The sequence below is a fragment of the Flavobacterium xueshanense genome (genome assembly GCF_900112975.1).
GTDB lineage: Bacteria > Bacteroidota > Bacteroidia > Flavobacteriales > Flavobacteriaceae > Flavobacterium > Flavobacterium xueshanense.
The window spans coordinates 304,772-327,673 of the sequence record NZ_FONQ01000001.1 but is presented as its reverse complement, the minus strand read 5'-3'; the positions used below and the strand labels follow the sequence as shown (position 1 = coordinate 327,673).

Annotated in this window: 23 protein-coding genes; 8 read left to right on the top strand and 15 right to left on the bottom strand. The window is 34.1% G+C overall.

The genetic code is table 11. The features are described from left to right. Window positions 1-4: 4 nt before the first annotated feature. The gene (locus BMZ76_RS01420) at window positions 5-1,414 is read right to left on the bottom strand and encodes a DUF4403 family protein (protein ID WP_091202852.1); all 1,410 of its coding nucleotides are present in this window, start codon (window positions 1,412-1,414) and stop codon (window positions 5-7) included. A gap of 193 nt (window positions 1,415-1,607) precedes the next feature. Here BMZ76_RS01420 and BMZ76_RS01415 point away from each other — a divergent pair, with 193 nt between their 5' ends. From BMZ76_RS01415 to tsaB, 3 genes are all read left to right on the top strand, one after another. Next, window positions 1,608-2,978 (top strand): TolC family protein, encoded by a 1,371-nt coding sequence (locus tag BMZ76_RS01415; RefSeq protein WP_091202849.1) that lies wholly within the window; start codon window positions 1,608-1,610, stop codon window positions 2,976-2,978. 6 nt (window positions 2,979-2,984) lie between these two features. Continuing rightward, the gene (locus BMZ76_RS01410; protein ID WP_091202846.1) at window positions 2,985-4,289 is read left to right on the top strand and encodes an efflux RND transporter periplasmic adaptor subunit; all 1,305 of its coding nucleotides are present in this window, start codon (window positions 2,985-2,987) and stop codon (window positions 4,287-4,289) included. 83 nt (window positions 4,290-4,372) lie between these two features. After that, complete coding sequence (gene tsaB / locus BMZ76_RS01405; RefSeq protein ID WP_091203087.1) at window positions 4,373-5,041, top strand: tRNA (adenosine(37)-N6)-threonylcarbamoyltransferase complex dimerization subunit type 1 TsaB; 669 nt, start codon at window positions 4,373-4,375, stop codon at window positions 5,039-5,041. 3 nt (window positions 5,042-5,044) lie between these two features. Here the strand turns inward: tsaB and BMZ76_RS01400 are convergent, their stop codons facing one another. The 5 genes from BMZ76_RS01400 to BMZ76_RS01380 all read right to left on the bottom strand — a co-directional run bounded on the left by BMZ76_RS01400 (window position 5,045) and on the right by BMZ76_RS01380 (window position 10,177). Beyond that, on the bottom strand, window positions 5,045-5,893 hold the full coding sequence (locus BMZ76_RS01400; RefSeq protein ID WP_091202844.1) for a mechanosensitive ion channel family protein: 849 nt from the start codon (window positions 5,891-5,893) through the stop codon (window positions 5,045-5,047). 80 nt (window positions 5,894-5,973) lie between these two features. After that, on the bottom strand, window positions 5,974-6,744 hold the full coding sequence (locus tag BMZ76_RS15960) for a hypothetical protein (RefSeq protein WP_208857622.1): 771 nt from the start codon (window positions 6,742-6,744) through the stop codon (window positions 5,974-5,976). 49 nt (window positions 6,745-6,793) lie between these two features. Beyond that, entirely contained in the window at window positions 6,794-8,812 is a 2,019-nt protein-coding gene (locus tag BMZ76_RS01390) for a thioredoxin domain-containing protein (protein ID WP_091202841.1), read from the bottom strand. Window positions 8,813-8,963: 151 nt separating this feature from the next. Further along, window positions 8,964-9,164 carry a dodecin family protein gene (locus BMZ76_RS01385; protein ID WP_091202837.1) on the bottom strand — a complete coding sequence of 67 codons (201 nt, stop codon included), beginning with the start codon at window positions 9,162-9,164 and terminating at the stop codon, window positions 8,964-8,966. A 113-nt stretch (window positions 9,165-9,277) separates the two neighbouring features. Beyond that, complete coding sequence (locus BMZ76_RS01380; RefSeq protein WP_091202835.1) at window positions 9,278-10,177, bottom strand: NifU family protein; 900 nt, start codon at window positions 10,175-10,177, stop codon at window positions 9,278-9,280. A gap of 169 nt (window positions 10,178-10,346) precedes the next feature. Here BMZ76_RS01380 and BMZ76_RS01375 point away from each other — a divergent pair, with 169 nt between their 5' ends. Continuing rightward, on the top strand, window positions 10,347-11,345 hold the full coding sequence (locus BMZ76_RS01375) for a PorP/SprF family type IX secretion system membrane protein (protein ID WP_091202833.1): 999 nt from the start codon (window positions 10,347-10,349) through the stop codon (window positions 11,343-11,345). A gap of 11 nt (window positions 11,346-11,356) precedes the next feature. Continuing rightward, window positions 11,357-11,872, top strand: coding sequence for a gamma carbonic anhydrase family protein (locus BMZ76_RS01370; RefSeq protein ID WP_091202831.1), 516 nt, complete (start codon window positions 11,357-11,359; stop codon window positions 11,870-11,872). Window positions 11,873-11,883: 11 nt separating this feature from the next. Here the strand turns inward: BMZ76_RS01370 and murI are convergent, their stop codons facing one another. The 8 genes from murI to BMZ76_RS01330 form a co-directional block, all read right to left on the bottom strand. Further along, the gene (gene murI / locus BMZ76_RS01365; RefSeq protein ID WP_091202828.1) at window positions 11,884-12,663 is read right to left on the bottom strand and encodes a glutamate racemase; all 780 of its coding nucleotides are present in this window, start codon (window positions 12,661-12,663) and stop codon (window positions 11,884-11,886) included. Between the two features lie 110 nt (window positions 12,664-12,773). Further along, window positions 12,774-13,274: an OmpH/Skp family outer membrane protein gene (locus tag BMZ76_RS01360; protein ID WP_091202826.1), complete on the bottom strand. Its 501-nt coding sequence runs from the start codon at window positions 13,272-13,274 to the stop codon at window positions 12,774-12,776. A 21-nt stretch (window positions 13,275-13,295) separates the two neighbouring features. After that, window positions 13,296-14,306: an OmpH/Skp family outer membrane protein gene (locus BMZ76_RS01355; protein ID WP_091202824.1), complete on the bottom strand. Its 1,011-nt coding sequence runs from the start codon at window positions 14,304-14,306 to the stop codon at window positions 13,296-13,298. Window positions 14,307-14,342: 36 nt separating this feature from the next. Beyond that, entirely contained in the window at window positions 14,343-17,072 is a 2,730-nt protein-coding gene (gene bamA / locus BMZ76_RS01350) for an outer membrane protein assembly factor BamA (RefSeq protein ID WP_091202822.1), read from the bottom strand. Next, complete coding sequence (locus BMZ76_RS01345) at window positions 17,005-17,745, bottom strand: isoprenyl transferase (protein ID WP_091203086.1); 741 nt, start codon at window positions 17,743-17,745, stop codon at window positions 17,005-17,007. The genes bamA and BMZ76_RS01345 overlap by 68 nt, the downstream gene beginning before the upstream one ends. Before the next feature lie 4 nt (window positions 17,746-17,749). Then, complete coding sequence (gene porG / locus BMZ76_RS01340) at window positions 17,750-18,424, bottom strand: type IX secretion system protein PorG (RefSeq protein WP_091202820.1); 675 nt, start codon at window positions 18,422-18,424, stop codon at window positions 17,750-17,752. A 168-nt stretch (window positions 18,425-18,592) separates the two neighbouring features. Next, window positions 18,593-19,477 (bottom strand): NAD kinase, encoded by an 885-nt coding sequence (locus BMZ76_RS01335; RefSeq protein ID WP_091202817.1) that lies wholly within the window; start codon window positions 19,475-19,477, stop codon window positions 18,593-18,595. Window positions 19,478-19,563: 86 nt separating this feature from the next. After that, on the bottom strand, window positions 19,564-20,223 hold the full coding sequence (locus BMZ76_RS01330) for a CBS domain-containing protein (RefSeq protein WP_091202815.1): 660 nt from the start codon (window positions 20,221-20,223) through the stop codon (window positions 19,564-19,566). A 114-nt stretch (window positions 20,224-20,337) separates the two neighbouring features. On the opposite strand from BMZ76_RS01330, the gene BMZ76_RS01325 reads away from it, so the two are divergent. The 3 genes from BMZ76_RS01325 (at window position 20,338) to BMZ76_RS01315 (ending at window position 22,315) form a co-directional block, all read left to right on the top strand. Continuing rightward, window positions 20,338-21,051 (top strand): pyridoxine 5'-phosphate synthase, encoded by a 714-nt coding sequence (locus BMZ76_RS01325; protein ID WP_091202812.1) that lies wholly within the window; start codon window positions 20,338-20,340, stop codon window positions 21,049-21,051. A 106-nt stretch (window positions 21,052-21,157) separates the two neighbouring features. After that, window positions 21,158-21,916 (top strand): alpha/beta fold hydrolase, encoded by a 759-nt coding sequence (locus tag BMZ76_RS01320; RefSeq protein WP_091202811.1) that lies wholly within the window; start codon window positions 21,158-21,160, stop codon window positions 21,914-21,916. A 54-nt stretch (window positions 21,917-21,970) separates the two neighbouring features. Then, window positions 21,971-22,315: a phage holin family protein gene (locus BMZ76_RS01315; RefSeq protein ID WP_091202808.1), complete on the top strand. Its 345-nt coding sequence runs from the start codon at window positions 21,971-21,973 to the stop codon at window positions 22,313-22,315. 102 nt (window positions 22,316-22,417) lie between these two features. Here the strand turns inward: BMZ76_RS01315 and BMZ76_RS15665 are convergent, their stop codons facing one another. Next, entirely contained in the window at window positions 22,418-22,651 is a 234-nt protein-coding gene (locus BMZ76_RS15665) for a hypothetical protein (protein WP_143071038.1), read from the bottom strand. Window positions 22,652-22,902: the final 251 nt, after the last annotated feature.

Here is a 22,902-nt window from a genome sequence, read left to right as displayed (position 1 = left end):
CAAGCTATTTTAATCCGTTTACAGATACGTTCACTGTTCCTTTTACTTTTATAAAGGCAATGATAGCCTGATTGGTTAATTGTACTTTTTGGAACTGAATTTCTTCTATTTTTCCATTTACAAAAACGCCTTGCATAGGAGAGTAGTTTTTTAAATACGTCATCATGCTCTTTTGACCTTCTTCAAGGTTTGGTTTTATAGAGTATCTGCAACTTTGTTCAATTTTTTTGAGCACTAACCCTTGTGCAAGCCAATTTGCAGTTCGCATCAATTTGTTTTTTGTATCTAAAACATAATCTAGTTGGTCGAAAAATACTTCTTTGGTCTTGTCGTTATATTGGGGGAAACCAGCTAAATAAATAGTTCCATTTACAGATCCCAATACTTCTAAAGCAATAATCATTTTTCCTTTTTTGTGCCAAATTGTGACATTTTGAACTTTTACTTTCTGCGAACCCGAGCCAAATACCTGTCCCGCAAAATTCTTAGTCATGATTTTTGAAGCTTCTTGATACGTCGAAATGGCAACAATATTAGCCGTAATGTCTTCCGGAATTTTGGTAACGGGTTTTAAGATAATTTTGGAGGCATTGAATTTGGATTCTGGTTGTTTCCCCATTAATGTTTCCATGTTACATTTCATTCCCATTTCCAATACGAAAGCATCATTTTTCAATTTCGCATTGGTTGAGTATATTTCAATAGGAACAATTCGTAGCCAACTTTCATACGTGTCATTCATCAGGAACGGAACGCAAATTTTCTCTAAAGCTGCCAAAACATTTGGTTTAAAATCCATAGCTTTTACAATGGCATCGTCAATTTTCTTTTCAATTTTTGATTTGAAAAGTTTTACGCCAGAATTAATTAGGTAAGTAACTGGAACATTTTTTCCAAAAACAGTAATCGTTGGACTTTCATTCCAATCTAAAGATTTTAGTTCCGTTTTTGTGTTTAGTTTCCAATTTATCAACGTCACTTCACTTACTAAAGTCACAACACCATCAAGATTAAATTCGCGTGTATCGTACATTTCGACTCCCATTTTTTTGGTGCCAATTCTGTATTTTACAATCGCTCTTAATGGTAAAATGGTTCTTATTTTCTCGCCTTTTCCGCCAGTTTCATTTTTGATTGTTATGGAAGCCAGCTTCCAAACCTTCATTTCAATATCATCGTCTTCAATGTTATTGTCTTCATAAATTAATCCGCTTAGTACTGCATTAGTTTGGTTCTCAACGTCTTTTAGTTTGACACTAATAGGCATGTTTATATACGAAGGAGTGTTTTCGTAAATTAATGGTGTTGCGTCATCAGGTTCTGGTTTTAAAGCGTTTATTTTATTGGTTGTAGCACAACTTGAGACGAATAAAATCGAACTTAATAAAAGTAGAGTGAAAGTGAATTTCAGCATTTTTACGGGAGTTAAAAAAACAAAATTAACAAAAGAATTCTTTTTTTATGAATTTTTGTAACAAATGATAAGTTCCAAAGTCTAATTGTTTTATAACTGATTTATGATTAAAATATTTTATATTATTTCATAAGTTTTTATTAGAAAAAGTTAAATTTGTTTGCAGCTATGCTGCGCTTTTATTCAAAAATATATGGAAAAAAGAAGTTTTCTTAGTTTAATTGTCATGTTAGTTTGTTGCGTAGCAGTTCAGGCACAACCAAAAATGTGGACCTTAGAGGAATGTGTAAAATACGCCATACAAAATAACATCTCTATCAAACAATCCGAATTGGATTCAAAAATAGCATTAATTGATAAAAAAGGAGCCATTGGGAATTTCCTTCCTTCTCTTAACGCCAGTGCTTCCCATTCTTGGAATATAGGTTTAAACCAGGATATTACTACAGGGCTTTTGCGAAATCAAACGACACAATTTACCTCTGCCGGTGCTAATGTTGGTGTAGATATTTATAAGGGATTGCAAAATCAGAACACGCTTCGCAAAGCCAACCTTTCAATAGTGGCAGCCAAATATCAATTGCTGAAAATGCAGGAAGATATTGCCTTGAATGTTGCTAATGCTTTTTTGCAGGTACTTTTCAATAAAGAAAACTTAAAAGTACAGAAAGAACAATTGGGGATAAATCAAAAGCAATATACTCGTTCAGAAGAATTAGTAAATGCAGGATCGATTCCTCGAGGCGATTTATTGGACATCAAAGCTACGGTAGCATCAAACAACCAAAATGTTATTGCCGCGGATAATGCATTATTAATCTCGAAATTAAGTTTAGCGCAATTATTACAGTTAAAAGATTTTGAAAATTTTGATGTTGTGGATGACACAAACATGAGAGATGGGAATAATATTTTGGCACAAACGCCAGTCGCTATTTATGACAAAGCGGTAGAAAGCAGAACTGAATTGAAAATTGCCAGAACTAATTTAGAAATTGCCCAAAAAGATGTTGAAATTGCAAAAGGAGCTTTTCAGCCTACTTTACAAGGTTTCTACAGTTTTAATAGCAGGGTTTCTTACGCTGATGTTCTGGTATTTGATACCATGGGAAATATAATTGGCACGAGAAATTCAGCGCCATTTTTCAATCAATTTAGCAATAATAAAGGACAATCTTTTGGAGCACAATTGTCGATTCCAATATTTAATGGGTTTTCAGTAAGAAACAATGTAGAGCGTTCCAAAGTGAGTTTAGAACGATCAAAAATTGCTGTGGAGCAACAAGATTTGGATTTACAGAGAAATGTTTTTACAGCATTTACAGATGCAAAAGGGGCGTTGAATGCGTACGAATCGTCAGTCGTCGCATTAGAAGCCAGACAAGGAGCGTATAATTATGCTAAAGAAAGATACGATGTAGGTTTGATGAACTCTTTTGATTTTAACCAGTCGCAAACCTTACTGACCAATGCACAATCAGAAGTCATCAGAACCAAGTACGATTATATCTTCAAAATCAAAATTTTAGAATTCTATTTTGGAATTCCTCTTATCAAAAACTAATTTATTATGTCTAAGAAAACAATTTATATCCTAATAGGTGGAGCAATAATAATCATTGCGGGTCTTGTAATACTTTCAAAAACGGGCGTTATCGGAAATAAAGATAAAGGAACCGAAGTTGAAATTACTCAAGTGATACCAACGACAATTATCGAAACGGTTTCCGCAACAGGGAAAATTCAACCGGAAATTGAAGTAAAAATTTCATCAGAAGTATCTGGAGAGATTATTTCCTTGAATGTTAAAGAAGGTCAAGTGGTTAAAAAAGGAGATTTGTTGGTAAAAATAAATCCGGATTTATATACTTCGGGGTACAATCGTTCGGTTTCAAATTTATCAGGAACTAGAGCAAATTTAAGCCAAGCAGATGCTTCTTTTAAAGAATCAAAATCCAATTACGACAGAAATAAAACTTTGTTTGAAAAAGGAATTATTTCAAAAGCTGATTGGGATAAAGCAATTGCGTCCTTTGAAGTAGCAAAAGCGGCCAAACAGAATGCTTATTTTAATGTTCAAAGTGCCTCTGCAACAGTAAACGAAGCTAAGGACAACTTAGGTCGAACTACAATTTATGCTCCCGCAGATGGAACTATTTCTATGTTAAACGTTGAATTAGGGGAACGCGTTTTAGGGACACAACAAATGACTGGAACAGAAATTTTGAGAGTGGCCAACTTGAATAATATGGAAGTTGAAGTCGATGTTAATGAAAATGATATCGTAAAAATAAAGGTGGGTGACGAAGCTAATGTGGAAGTGGATGCGTATTTGAAAAAACAATTCAAAGGTATTGTAACTAGTATTTCAAACTCCGCCAGTTCTGCTTTGACTGCAGATCAAGTAACTAATTTCAAAGTTAAAGTTAGAATTTTGAAAGAATCGTACGAAGATTTATTAGAAGGAAAACCAGATACCTATTCTCCTTTTAGACCTGGAATGACAGCAACGGTGGACATTATTACTGAAACTAAAAGTAATGTGTTATCAGTACCAATTAGTGCTGTTGTTATAAAATCAGACACTGCCGCTGTAAAAGACATTGTTGTAGTTGATCCTAAGGAAGAGCAAAAAGGAGCAGCGCCTAAAAGCGATAAAAAATTCGAGTGTGTGTTTGTAAAAGTTGGGGATAAAGCTAAAATTAGAATTATTAAAACCGGCATTCAAGACGATACCAATATTGAAGTTATGACTGGGCTTAAAAAAGGAGATGTCGTGATTACAGGACCTTATTCAACGGTTACGAAGGATTTGAATTCAGGTGACAGAGTAATGCTAAAAACGGATAAAGAAAAAGGAGAAAGTAAAAAGTAACCTATAACGTTAACAATTTTGAAATCACAATCATAAAATCTAATTTTGTGATTGTGATTTTTAATTTAAAACAAAATCTGAAATTGGGCTATATACTGAACATTGAAACCGCGACAAAGAATTGTTCTGTCGCTCTTGCAAAAGATGGGAAAACGATTTTTTGCAAAGAAATTGCACAAGAAGGATATTCCCATGCGGAACGACTTCATGTTTTTATTGAAGAAATTATAAAAGAAGCCGGAATAACGTTTAAAGATTTATCAGCGATCGCAGTAAGTCAAGGTCCAGGTTCTTACACTGGATTGCGAATAGGCGTTTCAGCTGCAAAAGGACTCTGTTACGCACTAGATATTCCACTAATTGCTGTTGATACTTTGCAGGCTTTAGCGTCACAGGTCACTATATCAAGTGGTCTAATTATTCCAATGATTGATGCCCGAAGAATGGAAGTGTACAGTGCTTTTTTTTCTCCAACTCTAGAAAAAAAACGAGAAGTTCTAGCCGAAATTATTGCTGAAAACTCATTTGGAGATTTGCAGGAAACACTATACTTCGTGGGTGATTGTGCGGAAAAGTGCAAATCAGTATTAAATAAAGACAACTATGTTTTCTTAGAGGATATAAAATATCCTTCGGCCAAGGAGATGAGTGCTTTGAGTTATGAAAAATTCAAAATAAACGACACGGTTGATGTCGCTTATTTTGAACCGTATTATCTAAAAGATTTTATGATTACCGCTCCAAAGAAATAAATTTTACAGTAGCGGATCAGTAGTCTTGTTATTGTTTTTAGAAGATTCTTTTACAAACGGCTGAACCACGATTCCAGCTGAATCAAAAGCATGTTTGCAATTCTCTAAGGTGTCTGCATAAACACCCCAAAAATCTTCATTTGTTGCCCACGGTCTCACTGCTAGTTGAATGGAACTATCGGTCAGGTTTTTCACGGAAACATCGGCAGCAGGCGTTTGCAATACTTTTGGATTGTTTTTTAAAACGGCCGTTATTATGTCTTTAACTTTTTTAATATCCGTGTCATAAGAAATGGCAATGGTCAAATCAGCTCTTCTGATTTTTTGCAGCGAATAATTGATAATGTTTCCATTCGATAAAGATCCATTAGGTACAAAAATAGTTTGATTGTTCGCATTAATTAATTTGGTTACAAATATTTGTATTTCGCTCACCGTTCCGGTTACTCCTTGCGCTTCGATGATGTCATTCACTCTAAAAGGTTTGAAGAGAATGATTAGCATCCCGCCGGCAAAATTAGACAAGGAACCCTGAAGTGATAAACCTACAGCAAGTCCCATAGCGCCAAGAATGGCAACAAATGAAGACGTTTCAATTCCAAGCTTGGAAATAAAAGATACAAATAATATTACTCTCAACACCCAAAGTAAAATATCGGCAAGAAATCGTGTCAGTGTAGGATCTAAATTCCTTCTTACCATTAATGTCCTGATGAATCTATTGATAAGTCTGATGATATATAGTCCAGCAAATAAAATAATAAATGCAGAAATTAATTTTGGGGAATAGTCAATCAATACGTTTAGAAAAGTATTGGCGTAATTAGTAAGTTGGTCTGGATTCAAATTCATTTTTGTGTAATAAAAAACCTTCTCAAAGGAGAAGGTTAAGTTTAAAATACAAAAATACGAATAAATTATTTTTTAATAAATTAATCCGCGTCTTCTTCTATTTTATTTTTGGTTTCTTTGGTAATTTGTTTTGCTTCTTCTTCGGCATCATCAGCAAGTTCACTTGCTTTTTCAGTAACATTTTCAGCAGCATCTGAAGCATTTATTTTGGCTTCACTACCAAAATCTTTAATTTTTTCAGCAGTTGCATCGGCTTTTTCTTCTAATGTTTCTGCAGTATGTGATATAGCGGTTTTAGCTTCACCGGCTACCTCTTCTGTATTATCTTTCAAAGTTTCTACTGTATCTGCAACGACAGTTTTGGCTTCACTGGCCGCATCTTCAATTTTGTCAGCAGTTGCATCCGCTTTTTCTAGTAATGTTTCTGCTGTATCTGACATTGCGATTTTAGCTTCGCTGGCTAAATCCTCGGCTTTATCAGTTGTTCTTTCAACTTTTTCTTTAGTGTGGTCTGCTATATTTTCCAACGCGTCTGAAGTTTTCTCTGACTGTTCGCTTATTACTTCTTTGGTATGTCCTGTAAAATTCTCTACTTTCTCAATAATTGGAGCAGCAGTTTCTTTTACTTTTTCAAAAGCATCTTCGGCAAAAACTTCTGCTTTTTCAAGATAAGGTGTTGCGGTTTCTTTCGCTTTTTCAAATGTTTCTTCTGCGAAAGTCCCGGCTTTTTCAAGATAAGGAGCTGCACTTTCTTTTGCTTGTTCGAAAGTAGTTTCTGCTTTGTCCGCTAATTGATTGGCTGTTTCTTTGGCTGAGCCAAATAATTTTTTAAAAAATGAAGATAGTCCCATGGTATTATTATTTGATTAGTCTTACAATAGTAATCAATTTTTCTTAGGATTACTTCATTAAATCATTAATAATTTGTTGATAATCAGTATTTGGCATAAGACAGGTTTTGTTTTTACATAGGTAAAACAGTGTTTCTTGGTCGTGGTAACGGGAATTTAAAAAAGGCAATGTGGATTCTTTTTGTGTCCCGGCCAAAATAACATTGGGAATATATTGACTGTTTATTTTTGCACAATACGTTAAAGCATCTTCACAGCAAACGGCTAGTTCTTTGTTTTGTTCCGAGTAATTTAAAGCCAAATCCATCCAATTTGAGAATGCGGACGGATGATCGATTCCTGGTAATACGGCCATCAGCATTTGATGGCTGATTTTTTCATAATAGGAATTATTAAAATAGATACTCAGTTGAAATAAGTTTTTTGCCATCACTGAATTAGATGCCGGAATCACGTTGTCTTCGGTTTCGTAATGCGAGGTGATCAAGGCTTCGTCGAGATTTGACGTAAAAGCAAAAAAGGATTTTTTATCGTCATAAAAATGTTTCAAACTGTAATCTACCAGTTGTTTGGAATCTTGAAGCCATTTTTCGTTTAAAGTTGCTTCATACAAAGAGATAAACGCGGCAATTACAAAACAATAATCTTCCATGTAGCCATTGATGGTGGTTTTTCCGTTTTTATAATTGTGGAATAAATTACCTTCAGTAGACCAGAGATTTTTTATTATAAAGAGGGCATTTTGTTGTGCATTATCTAAATATTTTTGATTTCCCAAAGCCTTATAAGCATCAACATTTCCTTTCAGCATTATTGCATTCCAAGAAGTTAGACATTTGTCATCAAGTCTTGGTTTTGGCCGTTTTTCTCTTTCGTTGTAGAGTAAATTTTCCCAAAATATTTTTTTAGTTCGAAGTTCTGAAACGGGAATATTATTTTGTGCTGCAATACTGTCTAAAGTTTGGTTTTGGATTAAAACATATTTTTCGCCTTCCCATACTCCAAACGCATTGCAACTGAAAACCTGACCGAATAAATTAAAATCTTTTTTGAGAATTACCTTTAATTCTGGAATTTTCCAAGCATAAAATGCTCCTTCTTGGAGATCATTATCCGAGTTTAAACTGTCAGCATCCAAAGCTGAATAAAAACCTCCTTCCGAATTCATTAATTCTCTCTCGACAAAACGTAGTGTCTTTTCAATCACTTCTTTATACAGAGGATTTTTAGTCAATTTGTATGCGTCGCTGTACAAGGAAACCAACTGACCGTTATCGTACAACATTTTTTCAAAATGTGGAATATGCCATTTCATATCAACGGAATAACGTGAAAATCCACCATCGATGGTGTCAAAAAGACCGCCGTACGCCATTTTGGTCAAAGTAAGATTTACAAAATCCAATACTTTTTCATCTTGTTTTTGATAACCATAACGCAGTAAGAATTGGTAATTATTTGGCATCATAAACTTAGGTGCTCTGGCCATGCCGCCAAATTCCAAATCGAAACTTTTTTTCCATTTTTCGACTAAGAGTTTCAGTATGTTTTGGTTTACCTCAGTTTCTGGTTCCTCGTTTTGTATCAGTCCGGTGGCTTGAATTCCCTGATGTAATTTCTCGGCATAATCAATCATTTTTTCAGGGTGTGATTGATAGAATTCCTGCAATTGTTCCAGGGTTTGTATCCATTCCTTTTTTTTAAAATAGGTGCCACCCCAAACTGGTCTACCGTCAGGAAGTGTCACTAGGTTTAAGGGCCATCCGCCGCTACCGGTCATTATTTGGACTGCTTTCATGTAAACGGCATCAACATCCGGGCGTTCTTCCCGATCGACTTTGATTGCAATAAAATGCGCATTCATTATTTGTGCGACTGCTGCATCTTCAAAACTTTCGTGTTCCATAACATGGCACCAATGACAAGCGGAATAACCAATGCTTATGATTATGAGTTTGTTATTTTCCTTAGCTGCTGCCAATGATTTTGGGTTCCAAGCTTTCCAGTGTACAGGATTGTTGGCGTGTTGTAATAAATATGGACTGGTTTCTAAATTTAGTTCGTTCATGAGGTCGTTTTTAGCCCCGGTAGTAGTGGAAATCCTTTCTCGTCCTGAATTTTTTCAGGACGAGAAAGATTGCAACGGATAACGGGAAATAGCTCCTAAAAATAAAAAAAGCGTCTCAAATGAAACGCTTTAATTTTGTTTTATAATTTCTTTATTCGAGTTCGAACGTCAATTTCAGGTTCACTCGAAATTCTGTAATACCACCATCACTTACCGTTGCGCTTTGTTCATGAACATAGACAGAACGGATGTGTTTTACTGATTTTGACGCCTTAGCAACACCTTTTCGGGCTGCATCTTCCCAACTTATTTCAGAGCTTGAAAGTATTTCAATTACTTTTAATATTGACATGATTTCTATTTGTTAAGTGAAATATAAATTTACCAATTTTTTTTAAATTGAACATTTAAAAAGGAAAAAATTTATATTAACAATAAGATTGTCAATGTGATAGTACTTTATGTTTACGCGTTTACAGCCTCAACTTTGATACTTTCATCATTCAACATACTTTTCAACATGTTTTCGATACCGCTTTTTAAGGTAAAAGTAGAAGAGGGACAACCGCTGCAAGCACCTTGTAAGATGACTTTTACGGTTTTGTCACTTTCATTGTATGAATCAAAAGCTATATTTCCACCGTCGGCTTGTACGGCAGGTTTAACATATTCCTCTAATATATTGATGATTTGTTGCGATGTCACATCCAGAGTGTCAAATTCTTTTGCTTTCGAAGTTTCTTCTGCGGTTACTGTTGCGACATAATTTTCGTCTAAAACAGTTCCTCCGTTTTCAATATACTGTTTGATGAAACTTCTTAATTCTAAGGTTATTTCCTGCCACTCATTGATTTCATATTTGGTTACAGAAATATAATTTTCATCAATAAAAATTTCTTTTACATAAGGAAATTTGAAAAGCTCTTTAGCTAACGGTGAAGCAGCAGTTTGATCAATGTTTTTGAATTCTATCGCATTTTTAGTCAGCATTTTGCTTACTACAAATTTTAAAGCAGCAGGATTTGGAGTGGATTCTCCATAAACGGTTACGGGCTGTTTTTTAGTTTTATTTTCGTCAACAGTGATTATTGTCCCACCATCAGTTACAAATTTTTCAATTTGTTCTGCTACAGCATCTTTAACATCTTCCCATTCCACAATATTGTATTTTTCGATTGCGATAAAATTTCCAGATATATAAATCGTTTTTACAAAGGGCAGGTAAAACAATTGCTGTGCCAACGGAGATGTTTTTGCTTCATCAATGTTTTTAAATTCAAAACTTTCATTTTGAGTTATAAATTCTTGAAATTCAAACTTTAGTATGGTTGGGTTTTGTGTTTCTTTTATAGTAACTTTGTTCATGGCTTTTGAAATTTTCACAAATTTACTAAAGTTATTTTCTACGAATAACTATATTTGGTTTTTTAATGAATAAATTAACTTTAGTTTAATTTTCGAATTAGGTAAATCACTTTTTTAGTACAAAAATTTATATTGATTTGGAATTATTCATTTTACTAAAAGTATTTCGATGTATCATAAAATTAGAATATTAGCCGTCTTATTATTTATATCTCAATATTCTTTTTCTCAAGAAGGAATTCCTGTATATTCCGATTATCTATCGGATAATTATTACCTGATACATCCTTCCATGGCTGGTGCCGCAAACTGTGCTAAAATTAGGTTAACAGGACGCAAGCAGTGGTTTGATCAGGAAGATGCACCGGAATTACAAACACTTAGTTTTAATGGTAGAGTAGGAGAAAAAGCCGGAGCTGGGGTTATTCTTTTTAATGATAAAAACGGATATCATTCTCAAAAAGGAATCAAATTTACGTATGCCTATCATCTAATGTTTTCGCGAGATGAAATCGACTTAAATCAATTGTCTTTTGGTATGAGTGCAGGTTTAATTCAAAGCCAATTGGACGAAACAGAATTCAGGCAGTCGGGTGATTTTGATCCAATTATTGATGGAACTGTGGTGCAAAAGGATTCTTATTTTAATGTAGATATTGGAGCTTCGTATAATTTTCTGGATTTTTATGCGCATGCAACCGTGAAAAATGTCATCGAGACCAGAAGAGATATTTACACGGAATATGAAAGTGATAATTTACGGAAATATTTGTTAAGTGCCGGTTATATTTTTGGAAATCGAGACAAAATATTATGGGAGCCTTCTGTTTTATTTCAAATGGTTGAAAAAACGAATGAAAAAGCGATTGACGTAAATTTGAAAGCCTACAAAAATTTAAATTTTGGAAGAGTTTGGGGCGGACTGTCCTATCGAAGAAGTTTTGATGGTGCTGAATATATTGACGGCAACACGATTTCAAAACAAAAACTACAATACATTACTCCAATTGTAGGTGTAAATTTTGATAAGTTTATGTTTGCTTATACCTATTCTCAATTGTCTGGAGCTGTAAAGTTTGATAATGGTGGCTATCACCAAATTACCTTAGGAGTTGATTTGTTTTGTAAACCAGTAAAATACGATTGCAATTGTCCGGCAATTAATTAATTCATTTTATCATGCTAATAAAATCCGTTAACGGCAAATCGCCTTCTATTCCAGAAGACTGTTATGTAGCCGAAAATGCCACTATTGTTGGCGATGTTACCTTTGGTGCAAATTGTAGTGTTTGGTTTAATGCTGTAATTCGTGGTGATGTCAATTTTATCAAAATCGGCGATAAAGTAAACATTCAAGATGGAGCAGTTATTCATTGTACGTACAAAAAACACCCAACTATTATAGGAAATAATGTTTCTATTGGCCACAACGCAATTGTACATGGTTGTACGGTTCACGATAATGTGCTAATCGGTATGGGAGCAATTGTGATGGACAATTGTATCATCGAAAGTAATTCGATTGTGGCTGCTGGTGCTGTCATCACTCAAAATACAGTTGTTGCTTCCGGTTCTATTTGGGCTGGAGTTCCTGCCAGAAAGGTGAAAGATATTGACCAATCTGATTTTGCAGGTGAAATCGAACGTATTTCTAATAATTATGTCATGTATTCCAGTTGGTTCAAAGAGGAATAATAACAAATTTTTTAGAATTTTTTTTCTTCAACAGTAAATTTATTTCCTAAAATTTCCCTCAAAACTTTTGGATTTGTATTAATATAAAAAATAGGCTGATTATCCTGAGTTGAGGAGAATCCTACTTTGTCACGCAATACATTTTGCGTTTGTTTCGCTACCGCTTCGCCCGAATCAATAATTTGAATGTGGTCCGGAAGTATTTTTTTTATTTGAGGAATAAGATAGGGATAGTGACTGCAGCCTAAAACTAAACAATCGATATTGGCTTCAATCATTGGATTGAGATAGGAGTGCAGTAAATGAGTCATCTCTGGGGAATTGATTTCTCCATTTTCAATAAGCTGTACTAATCCATGACCAACCTGTTCAATTATTTTGGTGTCTTGGTACTTCTCAGTACTTTTATTAAAAAGAGCACTGTTCAGCGTGCCTTGTGTTGCCAGGATTCCTATGATTTGTGTTTTCGAATGTGTCACTGCCGGCTTTATGGCCGGCTCAATTCCTATGAAAGGAACGTTATATTTAGCTCTTAATTCTTGAATTGCATTCGTTGTGGCTGTATTGCAGGCTACTACAATTATCTTACAATTCATTTTAAGCAGAAATTCAGTGTTTTTCATACTTAATGCAACAATCTCCTCTTTAGCTTTTTGTCCATAAGGTGCATTTTTACTGTCTGCGAGATATATGGTTTTTTCGTTAGGCAGCAATTGATGGATCGCTTTCCAAATAGAAGTTCCGCCAATTCCCGAGTCAAAAATTCCTATAGGTTGATTGTTACTATTCATAAAAACAAAGTTACACGCTACGATTTAAATTTCCTATGATTTGTTTTAAACAAAAAAAACTGCTCAATCCTATTTTAGGTTGAGCAGCTTTTATGCGATACATGATTTTTTTAGAAACCTAAATCTTTTTTTACATCCATAGTCAAGTTTGGACCATCAGCAAGTAAAAGAGAAGAACCATCAAGAACATATTGGAATCCTTTTGCTTTACCTACTTTTTGGATAGAAGCTCTTACTTTTTCCATTAATGGTTTTACGATATCAGATTCTTTTTGTTGTAATTCTTTTTGAGCATTATCTCTAAAGTCAACAATTCTTTTTTGCATATCCTGCACTTCTTTAGAACGATCGCCGTTTACAGCTTCAGTAACTGTTGCAGCTTCGGTTTCGTATTTTTTTAATTTTGCTTGGTATTCTTCAACCATCTTTTTGTAATCAGCATCATAAGTGGTACTCAATTTGTCTAATTGTTTTTGAGCATCTAACATCGCTGGCATTTTTGTCATAATTTCACTTACGTCAACATGAGCTGTTTTTGCTTGTGCATTCATTGTTTGATTTGCTCCGAACATTAAAATTGCAGCAATTAATAGAGTTTTGATTTGTTTCATCGTTTTTAAAATATTTAGTAATTAATTATTGTTTGTATTTTCTTTTAATTTTTCTTCTTTCGCTTTTTTAATAGCCTCTCGGTCTTCGAGTATTTTTTTTCTTTTTTCTTCTAAAACCTTTTTGCGATCTTCGAACACTTTTTTACGGTCTTCTAATACTTTTGCTCTCGCGTCAGCTTGCTTTTGTTTCGCCTCATCGGCAGTTGCTTTAGTCTCATTATTTCCAGTTAAATTAGTGGGTGTATCCTCTTTTTTAACATTTGCAGAAACCGTGCCATTTTTTTTAGCTTCTCTGTCTTCCAGAATTTGCTTTCTCTTATCGTCAAATTCTTTTTTCTTTTGCTCTTGCAGCAATTTTCGGTCTTCTAAAACTTTTTCTCTGGCAACCTTTTTATCATCCAAGAGTTTTTGGCGTTCAGCCAATGCTGGATTTGTATCTAATGCATCTTCTTTGCTTTCTCTTGCCTCTGCTTCTTTTTGCTGTTTTTTAGTCAGCTGTTCTCTTTTTTCAGTGCGATTTAAAACTCGTAAAACCTGATCACTGATGTCAAATCTTTTTGCTGCGAAAAGCATTGTCAAATCAGAAGCTTTATCAAATATGAAATCATATTTTAATCGTTCTGCAATATCCTGAACCGCTGTAAAAACTTGATCTTGGATTGGTTTGACCAAAACAGATTTTTGGATAATCAAATCTCCGTTGGCACCAAATCTTTTTTGTTGGTATTCTAAATTTTCGTTTTCAAGGAAACTAATTTCGGTTTCTCTTTCGTCGATCAATTCCTTAGTTAGCAACGCTTTTTCTGCTTTTAAAGCTTCTTTTAATTTATTGATTTCAATTTTTTTAGAATCAATCTCCGATTTCCATTTTTGAGCTTTTTGCTCCAATTGAACTTTTGCTTCAGTGTAATCGGGTACATTTTGTAAAATGTATTCCATATCAATGTAGCCCAGTTTATTTCCTCTGGTTTGTGCGTCAATTGTTTGTGTGACAAGTAAAACTAAAAATATATATAAAAATTGTTTTCTCATAACTGTTCCATATTAGAAAATCGTAAACCAATTTTTTTAGAATTGTTGCCCAATGATAAAATGGGTTTCCCATCCATTAGCTTTTGCTTGTCCTGGTAATGCGTCAAATCCATGTCCGAAATCAATTCCCAATAAGCCAAATGCTGGCATAAATACACGTAATCCAACCCCAGCTGAACGACTTAAAGCAAATGGATTGTAGCTTTTGAAATCACTAAAGGAAGAACCTGCTTCCATAAAGGCTAATGCGTATATTGAGGCTGATTGTTTTAAGGTTATTGGATAACGCAATTCCATCGAGAATTTATTGAAAACCGTCGCGCCAATTTGATCTCCTACGTTATTTGTGGGTGTCAAAGAGTTGTTAGGATAACCTCTTAATTGGATTGTCTCTCTACCATCCATAGAGAAGTTAGCCAATCCATCTCCACCAAGATAGAATCTTTCAAATGGAACAGCGCCTCTTTCTTGATTGTATGCACCAAGGAAACCAAATTCGGCCAATACTCTCAATACCAATTTACCATAAATTTTGGAATACGTGTCTGCTTTGAATTTAACTTTGTAGTATTCCAACCAATTAAATCTCTTTTGATCGACTTTACTCGCATCAGCTGCCGCTAAATTAAAGTTAGTTACTTTGTTTCCGTTAGTGTCAACATAATCTCCAATATTAACAATGTTTCCGTTGGCATCTGGAACATTTTGTCTGTCAACAGTGTTTTTTAATTTGTATTCTTCTTGGTCTCCTAATGTAGCATAATCTACTCCATTAAAGAGAGAATAAGGAGGAGTCAATTTTGCTGAAACACTAAATTCAGAACCGTATGTTGGGAATATCGGATTTAATCCTTTGCTGTTTCTTGTAAGACCTACGGTGTACGCTAAGTTTCTGGAAGTTCCATTTCCAAAAGTAAATAACCCCGTGTTATAATTGTTCAAAGCATAATGTTGGTAACTTACAGACTGTGACAAAACGAAGTAATCATCTGGTACTGTCAGTCTTTTTGCCAAACCAACAGATAACGTTAATATGTCAAAACTTTTTGTTCTGTCCGCTCTCTGTGTTATGAAATTATTTAAAAACTGTTTGCTGTAGGATATTGAAGAACTGAATTGTACTGGTTTTTTACCGCCAAACCATGGTTCTGAAAATGATACACTATAGGTTTGAAAAAACGTACTGGCTTGCAAACGTAACGATACCTTTTGACCATCTCCCATAGGTAATGGTCTGTAAGCATCTTTATTAAACATATTTCTTGCTGAAAAGTTATTGAACGAGAGTCCAAGTGTACCAATGAAACCACCTCCGCCGTAACCTCCTTGAAGTTCAATTTGGCTAGAACCTTTCTCTGCAAGGTTGTATTCTATATCTACAGTTCCTGCTCCTGAATCTACATTCTTGAACTTGGGATCAATCGCTTCAGGATCAAAAAATCCTAATTGACCAATCTCACGAATCGTTCTTACTAATTCTTCTTTGCTGTATTTTTCTCCTGGTTTTGTTCTTAATTCACGGTAAATTACACGGTCATTTGTCTTGTCATTTCCTACAACTGTAATTTTGTTGAAATAAGCAATTGGACCTTCTGTGATTCGTATTTCAAAATCAATAGTGTCGTTCGCAGTTTTTACCTCAACGGCATTTACATTCGAGAATAAATACCCGCTGTTTTGGTATAAATTCGTGATGTCTTCTGCATCTGGTTTAGACTTGTCTGCAATTCTTTTTTCAAGAAGAACACCATTGTAAGTGTCTCCTTTTTTAACACCTAAAATTCTGCTTAAAAACTGATCGGGATAAACGGTATTGCCTAAAAACTTAACATCTCCAAAATAATATTTGTTTCCTTCTTCGACGTTAATTTTGATATTTAATGCATTTTTATTCTTATCATAAGTTACAGAATCCGAAAGTATTCTCGCGTCTCTGTATCCTTTTTCCTTGTAAGTTGCAATTACTTTTTCTAAATCAGTTTTGTATTTATCTTTTATGAATTTTGAGGCTTTTAAGATTCTAATTGGATTTTTTTGTTTCGTGTCTTTCATCGCCTTACGCAACGTTTTATCCGATATTTTTGTGTTTCCTGCAAAGTCAATACTCTGAATTTTCACTTTGTCCCCTTTGTCAATAGTAACAAGCATATTGACTTGGTTTACTGTAGCGGTATCTTTTACAGTATTGATGTTTACTTTTGTATTGTAGTAACCATCTTTTTTGTATTTGTTTTCAATGTAATTTTTGGTAGTAGTAATCAAATTTTCATTAACTACTTTTCCTTTATTCAAGGAATTGTCTTTAATCAAACCTTCGGTTTTTGTTTTCTTAACACCAACAAATTTCACCTCATTTAATTTAGGTAATTCGATAATGTTTAAATCAAGATATATACTGTCATTCTGTATTTTATTGACATAAAAAGAGATTTCATCAAAGAGACCTAATTTTCCCAGTTTTTTTATAGCAGCGCTGATTTCCTCACCTGGAATTGTAATTTCCTGTCCTTTTTGCAAACCTGAAAAAGTAACTACAGTTTGTGAATTGAAACTGATATCTCCTACTACGGCTACATCGGCTAAAATGTATTTTTTACCCTGATCGAAAGGAACTCTTTCTTGAGCTTTAACTTGTGTAAAACTTCCAAAAATCAAAACGGTAAGGACTATTTTTATGCTTTTATTTAACACTAAAAAATTATTTAATTTGTTCACTTGTTTTTCCAAATCTACGTTCTCTTTTTTGATAACTAATGATAGCCTCATATAAATCTTGTTCTTTAAAGTCTGGCCACAATATGTCAGTAAAATACAATTCTGCATAGGCTATTTGCCACAACAAAAAGTTACTTATCCTATGTTCTCCACTTGTTCGTATTAGTAAATCTACGTCAGGTAAATTTTGCGTGTAAAGATGCTCATTAATAATGGAATCGTCAATAGTGTCTATTGAAATTATATTATTTTTAACTTTACTGCAAATGTTTTTAACTGCACTGACAAGTTCCTCTCTGGATCCGTAGCTTAACGCCAAGGTCAGAGTCATTTGTGTGTTATCTTTAGTTTTATCAATTACATCAAGAAGTTCTTTTTGTGCTGATTTTGGTAATTTTTCCAAATTACCAATAGCATTAAGCTTAATGTTGTTTTTTTGTAAGGTGGTAAGTTCCTTTTTCAAGGAGTTGATGAGAACCTTCATCAGAGTTTCGACTTCTAATTTTGGTCTGTTCCAATTTTCAGTGGAGAAAGCGTATAATGTAAGGAATTCGATACCTAGTTTAGCACTGGCTTCTATGATTACCTTCACTGATTTTGTCCCGCTTTCATGACCTAAAGCACGTAAAAGTCCTTGCTGTTTTGCCCAACGCCCATTTCCATCCATTATAATGGCTAAATGTTTGGGTAATCTTGTCGCGTCGATATTCTGTAGTAAATTCATTTCTTTATTCTGCACAATAGCAGGCTTTGTCGCCAAAAGTATATGTTAAAGTAACTCCTGAGAAAACATACCAATCATTGTTATTTATATTTCCAAAATCTTGATTAAAACTTCCGTCTATATTATCCGTCAAAGTATATCTGGCTCCAGTTTCTAATGCCAGTACAAAACTAGGTGTAATTTTTGACTTAATTCCTACAATCATAGGTATCGCTATTGATTTTCTTCTTTCGGTTCTGCCTTGTACTGTTAAATCTGCTTTTGCATTGGTTAACGTGTATTTTGTTAGAAAATAGTTTAAACCGGATGCTACATAAGGAGTGATTTTAGTGCTCGATTCATGTAGATTAAAATCAAAAAAGTTGAATTCAAGACCTAAAGATACTTCTTTTAAGTCGTTTTCAAATCGATAACCCCTTTGGTTTCTGCTTGCTTCCTTTGAATCCAAATCATTAGATGTGATTTTAGATTGGGTGTAGGAAAATCGATAAGAATGTCTCGGACTTTTATTCCATTTGTACAACAAACCAAAAGCCGGTTCGTTTGGTGCAATATAAGTCGTAAGGCCTACATCTCCAATATAGTTGCTCCCGCCAAGAAAAACACCAATCTCATGAATTTGAGCTTGGGTCGCCATCAAAGGGGAAAAACAGAAAAATAAATAAAAAAGCTTCTTCATTAAATCAAAAATTGCGTGCAAATATAATAATTATCAATTCGATACAATACCCATTCAGTTAAATGTGTGTTTTTTTAATAATTAGCGAGCTAACTAACACTTTGTAAGTATTTGTTTGATTAAAACGGGAAAAATTGATAAAATCGTATAGCTGGAGAATAAATTGATTTAATTCCGCTTGTCTTGTCCCCAAAGTAATTTGCTGCGAAGTGTTTTTAAGAAGGTTTCTTCAGGAATTTCAACCATGTTTATCTGAAAAGGTGTTTTCTTTAAAATCAGAATCGATTCGTTTTTTACCGAAGTTACTCTGGAATCTAAGGAAACCAGGTAGTTTTCCTCTCTTCCCGAAACTTTTAATCTGATTTCAGTGTCGTCCGGCACAACAAGTGGTCTTGCGGTGAGATTATGTGGCGCAATAGGAGTTATGAGTAGACTTTTTACATCAGGTGTCAAAATAGGTCCGCCACAACTTAAGGAATATCCGGTTGATCCTGTTGGGGTAGAAATGATTAAACCGTCGGCCCAGTAGGAATTCAAAAATTCATCATTTAAATAAGTGTCAATCGTGATCATCGATGTCGTGTCTTTTCGACTTACCGTGATTTCATTCATCGCAAAATTGATTTCCTCAATCGATTCATTGGTTGGAGAGCAAGTTAAGCTTAGTAATGCCCTTTTAGAAATCGTGTATTTTCTATCAATAACAAATTGCATGAATTCAGCGATATTTTCTTTTTGAACGGTTGCCAAAAAACCAAGTCTGCCGGCATTTATACCTAATATAGGAATACCCGAATCTCTTACTAATGTTGCAGCTCTTAGTATTGTTCCATCTCCGCCAATGCTTATCAGCATGTCAAAACTGGAGTCGAGTTCCGTGTGGGAAGTAAAAGTTTTGTACTTATTTTCTACTATTTTTTTCTCATTAAGCATCAATAAAAAATGCGACTCAATAACCATCTCCACATTGTTTTTGTTAAAAAAAACAAAGATGTCATTTATAATAGGTTCTGTACTGTTTTGATAATATTGACCGTAGATAGCTACTTTCATCTTTTTGTTAAATCGTTAATTTGATTATTTGGTTAATTGAGATTGCGATTGCGAATAACCGAATCAACAAATTTCCCAATAAGCGGTTAAATGTTCAAGTACTTGTCTAAATAATCAGAACGTTCCTTTAAATTATTGATATAATTGTCTTCTTGATGCTCTGAAATGATTTCATAATTGTATCTTCTAAAAGTCTGGATGATTTCGTTCATCGCACCCAAAGTTATTTTCAAAGTAACTTCAACACTGTCAACATCTGTTTCAGAAATGAATAATCCCAAAAGTTTGCCGTTATTGCTTTCTACAATTTGGGTAATTTGACTCATCGAATAATCTAAAATTGGCTTTCTGACGACGATGATTCCGCCTGGTTCTTTTAAAAAGGGTGTTTCATGAAAAAATTTCATGATGTCTTCAATTTCATAATAGCCCACGTAGGCATTGTTTTCGTCCAAAACGGGAACTAAATTAGTGTGGTTTTTTGCAAAAACTTCCAAGACGTCCAGCCACATTGTATTTGTCCTGGTAAAAAATCCTTCTAAAGTAAATCGATAATCAGACGCTTTTTTATCACTTTCAAAAGTCTCTATATCCTCGGATGCAATACTGCCAATGTAAACCCCCTCTTCGACAATTGGAAAATGTGAAAAGTGTAATTCGCTAAAAAAGTCTTGAATAGCCGCAATAGAATCTTGGCTGTCAATCGCTTTATAGTCATTAGCAATATATTCTGTTATTTCTGTCATAAATCAATCGGCAATATTTCATGCAAAATAATCAAAAATAAGCAAAATCTCCTAAGTTTTACTTTGTATTTTTGTTCCAAGTAAATACTTGTATCAAAATAAAAATATTTTTCAATGACAAAATTAAGTGTAAATATCAATAAAATTGCCACTTTACGTAATGCTCGCGGAGGAAATGTTCCCGATTTATTAAAAGTTGCTGCTGACATTCAAAAGTTCGGTGCCGAAGGAATTACCATTCATCCCCGTCCGGATGAGCGTCACATCCGGTATCAGGATGCCCGAGATTTAAAGTCTATCGTTTACACCGAATATAATATTGAAGGAAATCCAGAGAAAACTTTTATAGATCTTGTTCTTGAAATAAAACCGACTCAAGTGACCTTGGTGCCGGATGCTATTGATGCCATCACCTCTAATGCAGGTTGGGATACCATAAAGCATGCTGCGTATTTAACCGAAATCGTTCAGGAATTTCAACGCAACGGAATCAGAACGTCGATTTTTGTAGATCCTGTTCTTGAAATGATTGAAGGCGCCAAGAAAATTGGAACCGATAGAATTGAATTGTACACTGAAGCATTTGCACAGCAATACAGTCTTGGAAATCAAAATGGAATTTTGCCGTACACACAATCAGCGATTTTGGCCAATGAACTTGGATTGGGAATCAATGCAGGACACGATTTAAGTTTGGATAACATTCAGTTTTTTAAACAAAATATTCCGGGATTACTCGAAGTTTCTATTGGTCACGCATTAATTTCAGAAGCCATTTATTTAGGATTGGATAATGTGGTGAACATGTATTTACAAAAATTAAAATAGTTTTTTTAAACCATTAAGAATTTAAGATGGATTAAGTCAAAAGCTTACTAACCTTAATTTCTTACTAGTTTGTAATTTAAATTATAACGTTAAAATCTAAAATTATATGCTTTTTTCAAAAATAGAAGGATTCGGGAAGCCACTTTTAATTCTCCACGGATTTCTAGGAATGTCCGATAACTGGAAAACACTCGGAACGCAATTCGCAACTGATTTTCAGGTTCATATTCTCGATTTACGCAACCACGGACGAAGCTTACATTCAAAAGATTTCAGTTATGAAATTATGGCGAAGGATGTTTACGAGTATTGTCAGGCTCATAAATTAGAAAATATTAATATTTTAGGACACTCGATGGGCGGTAAAGTAGCGATGGTTTTGGCTACAACACATCCGGAATTAGTTGATAAATTAATTGTGGCTGATATTGGACCAAAATTTTATCCGCAGCATCATCAGGATATTTTGGCGGGATTGAATGCTGTGGATTTTTCAAAAAAGCCAAGTAGAAGTGATGTTGAAGAAATTATGGAAAAGTATATTCCTGATTTTGGAACCAGACAATTCCTGATGAAAAATTTATTTTGGCAAGAGCCGGGACAACTCGCGTTCCGATTTAATTTGGCAGTTTTTAATCATAAAATGGATGAAGTAGGAATTCCGTTAACTAGGAATGCAATTTTCGAGAAACCAACATTATTCATTCGAGGTGGAAATTCCAGGTATATTTTGGACAGCGATTTCGAAAACATAAAACAACATTTCCCAGATTCAAGTATTGAAACGATTCCTAATGTAGGGCATTGGCTTCATGCCGAAAACCCGGCTGAATTTTATCAAAAAGTCACTTCTTTCTTAAAATAAATTAATCAGATTTAAATTTTTCTTACATTTATTTAAATTTTAAAACAAAAATCTATGAATTTATTATTCAGAATCCTTATTACATCAGGTTTAGTATTGCTTATTGCTCACTTTATGCCAGGGGTTCATGTCGCTAATTTTACTACCGCTTTGATAGTAGCTATAGTTTTAGGGTTACTTAATATTTTTATCAAACCAATATTGGTAATACTTACACTGCCAGTTACGATTATTACTTTAGGATTGTTTTTATTGGTAATAAATGCGCTGATAATTTTGTTGTGTACCAAAATTGTGGGCGGATTTAGCGTGGATACGTTTTGGACCGCCTTAATTTTTAGTATCATATTGTCAGTTTTACAGTCTATAATGAATGGAATATTTGGCGAGGGAAAGTAAAGAATCGTTTTTAACACGTATTTGTGAATGAATTAATTTACAGTATTTGTTAATTTTTATACCTTTGTGTTTCTATATAAGATAAACAATGTCTAGAAAGTTTTACATACTGTTATTAGTTATGCTTGGTTTTTTTATGATGCCAAGCGTAGCTTTTGCATGTGGAACAAAAACCGAGATGGCATGTTGCAAAAAAGAATCTTCTTCAGAAACGGAGCAAAAAGACTGTTGCAAGAAAGAAAAAAAATCAAATGAAAGTTCGCATGACGGCTGTAATGGCGCCTGTAAGAATATTTCTTGTGGCAGTTCAGCAATCCATTTGGGTTTAACATCCATATTTAATACAGAATTAAATAAGCAAATTTTTAGTTTTTCCACTGAAAAACAAAATTACTATTACTCGGAAATCTTTATTTCATCCCATTTCCGTTCTATTTGGCTTCCACCTAAAATAAGCTAAATTCCTTTTTTGACAGCCAAAAAACTGTCTGCCTGAAAGCATATTATGCTTTTCAAATTATTAAATTTTTGTCATTTACAATATGGAATATAGTGAAATATGCTATTATTTTCTATATAGTTTGCGA

What these genes read in the sequence shown, in the direction of transcription:
- BMZ76_RS01335 (WP_091202817.1), bottom strand. Translation starts at nt 19,477, where the DNA reads ATGAAAGTAGCTATCTACGGTCAATATTATCAAAACAGTACAGAACCT.
- BMZ76_RS01315 (WP_091202808.1), top strand. Translation starts at nt 21,971, where the DNA reads ATGAATTTATTATTCAGAATCCTTATTACATCAGGTTTAGTATTGCTT.
- BMZ76_RS01375 (WP_091202833.1), top strand. Translation starts at nt 10,347, where the DNA reads ATGTATCATAAAATTAGAATATTAGCCGTCTTATTATTTATATCTCAA.
- BMZ76_RS01360 (WP_091202826.1), bottom strand. Translation starts at nt 13,274, where the DNA reads ATGAAACAAATCAAAACTCTATTAATTGCTGCAATTTTAATGTTCGGA.
- BMZ76_RS01400 (WP_091202844.1), bottom strand. Translation starts at nt 5,893, where the DNA reads ATGAATTTGAATCCAGACCAACTTACTAATTACGCCAATACTTTTCTA.
- BMZ76_RS15960 (WP_208857622.1), bottom strand. Translation starts at nt 6,744, where the DNA reads ATGGGACTATCTTCATTTTTTAAAAAATTATTTGGCTCAGCCAAAGAA.
- BMZ76_RS01355 (WP_091202824.1), bottom strand. Translation starts at nt 14,306, where the DNA reads ATGAGAAAACAATTTTTATATATATTTTTAGTTTTACTTGTCACACAA.
- murI (WP_091202828.1), bottom strand. Translation starts at nt 12,663, where the DNA reads ATGAATAGTAACAATCAACCTATAGGAATTTTTGACTCGGGAATTGGC.
- BMZ76_RS01390 (WP_091202841.1), bottom strand. Translation starts at nt 8,812, where the DNA reads ATGAACGAACTAAATTTAGAAACCAGTCCATATTTATTACAACACGCC.
- BMZ76_RS01320 (WP_091202811.1), top strand. Translation starts at nt 21,158, where the DNA reads ATGCTTTTTTCAAAAATAGAAGGATTCGGGAAGCCACTTTTAATTCTC.
- BMZ76_RS01415 (WP_091202849.1), top strand. Translation starts at nt 1,608, where the DNA reads ATGGAAAAAAGAAGTTTTCTTAGTTTAATTGTCATGTTAGTTTGTTGC.
- BMZ76_RS01420 (WP_091202852.1), bottom strand. Translation starts at nt 1,414, where the DNA reads ATGCTGAAATTCACTTTCACTCTACTTTTATTAAGTTCGATTTTATTC.
- BMZ76_RS01410 (WP_091202846.1), top strand. Translation starts at nt 2,985, where the DNA reads ATGTCTAAGAAAACAATTTATATCCTAATAGGTGGAGCAATAATAATC.
- BMZ76_RS01385 (WP_091202837.1), bottom strand. Translation starts at nt 9,164, where the DNA reads ATGTCAATATTAAAAGTAATTGAAATACTTTCAAGCTCTGAAATAAGT.
- BMZ76_RS01330 (WP_091202815.1), bottom strand. Translation starts at nt 20,223, where the DNA reads ATGACAGAAATAACAGAATATATTGCTAATGACTATAAAGCGATTGAC.
- BMZ76_RS01370 (WP_091202831.1), top strand. Translation starts at nt 11,357, where the DNA reads ATGCTAATAAAATCCGTTAACGGCAAATCGCCTTCTATTCCAGAAGAC.
- BMZ76_RS15665 (WP_143071038.1), bottom strand. Translation starts at nt 22,651, where the DNA reads ATGGATGTTAAACCCAAATGGATTGCTGAACTGCCACAAGAAATATTC.
- BMZ76_RS01325 (WP_091202812.1), top strand. Translation starts at nt 20,338, where the DNA reads ATGACAAAATTAAGTGTAAATATCAATAAAATTGCCACTTTACGTAAT.
- BMZ76_RS01345 (WP_091203086.1), bottom strand. Translation starts at nt 17,745, where the DNA reads ATGAATTTACTACAGAATATCGACGCGACAAGATTACCCAAACATTTA.
- bamA (WP_091202822.1), bottom strand. Translation starts at nt 17,072, where the DNA reads ATGAGGCTATCATTAGTTATCAAAAAAGAGAACGTAGATTTGGAAAAA.
- BMZ76_RS01380 (WP_091202835.1), bottom strand. Translation starts at nt 10,177, where the DNA reads ATGAACAAAGTTACTATAAAAGAAACACAAAACCCAACCATACTAAAG.
- porG (WP_091202820.1), bottom strand. Translation starts at nt 18,424, where the DNA reads ATGAAGAAGCTTTTTTATTTATTTTTCTGTTTTTCCCCTTTGATGGCG.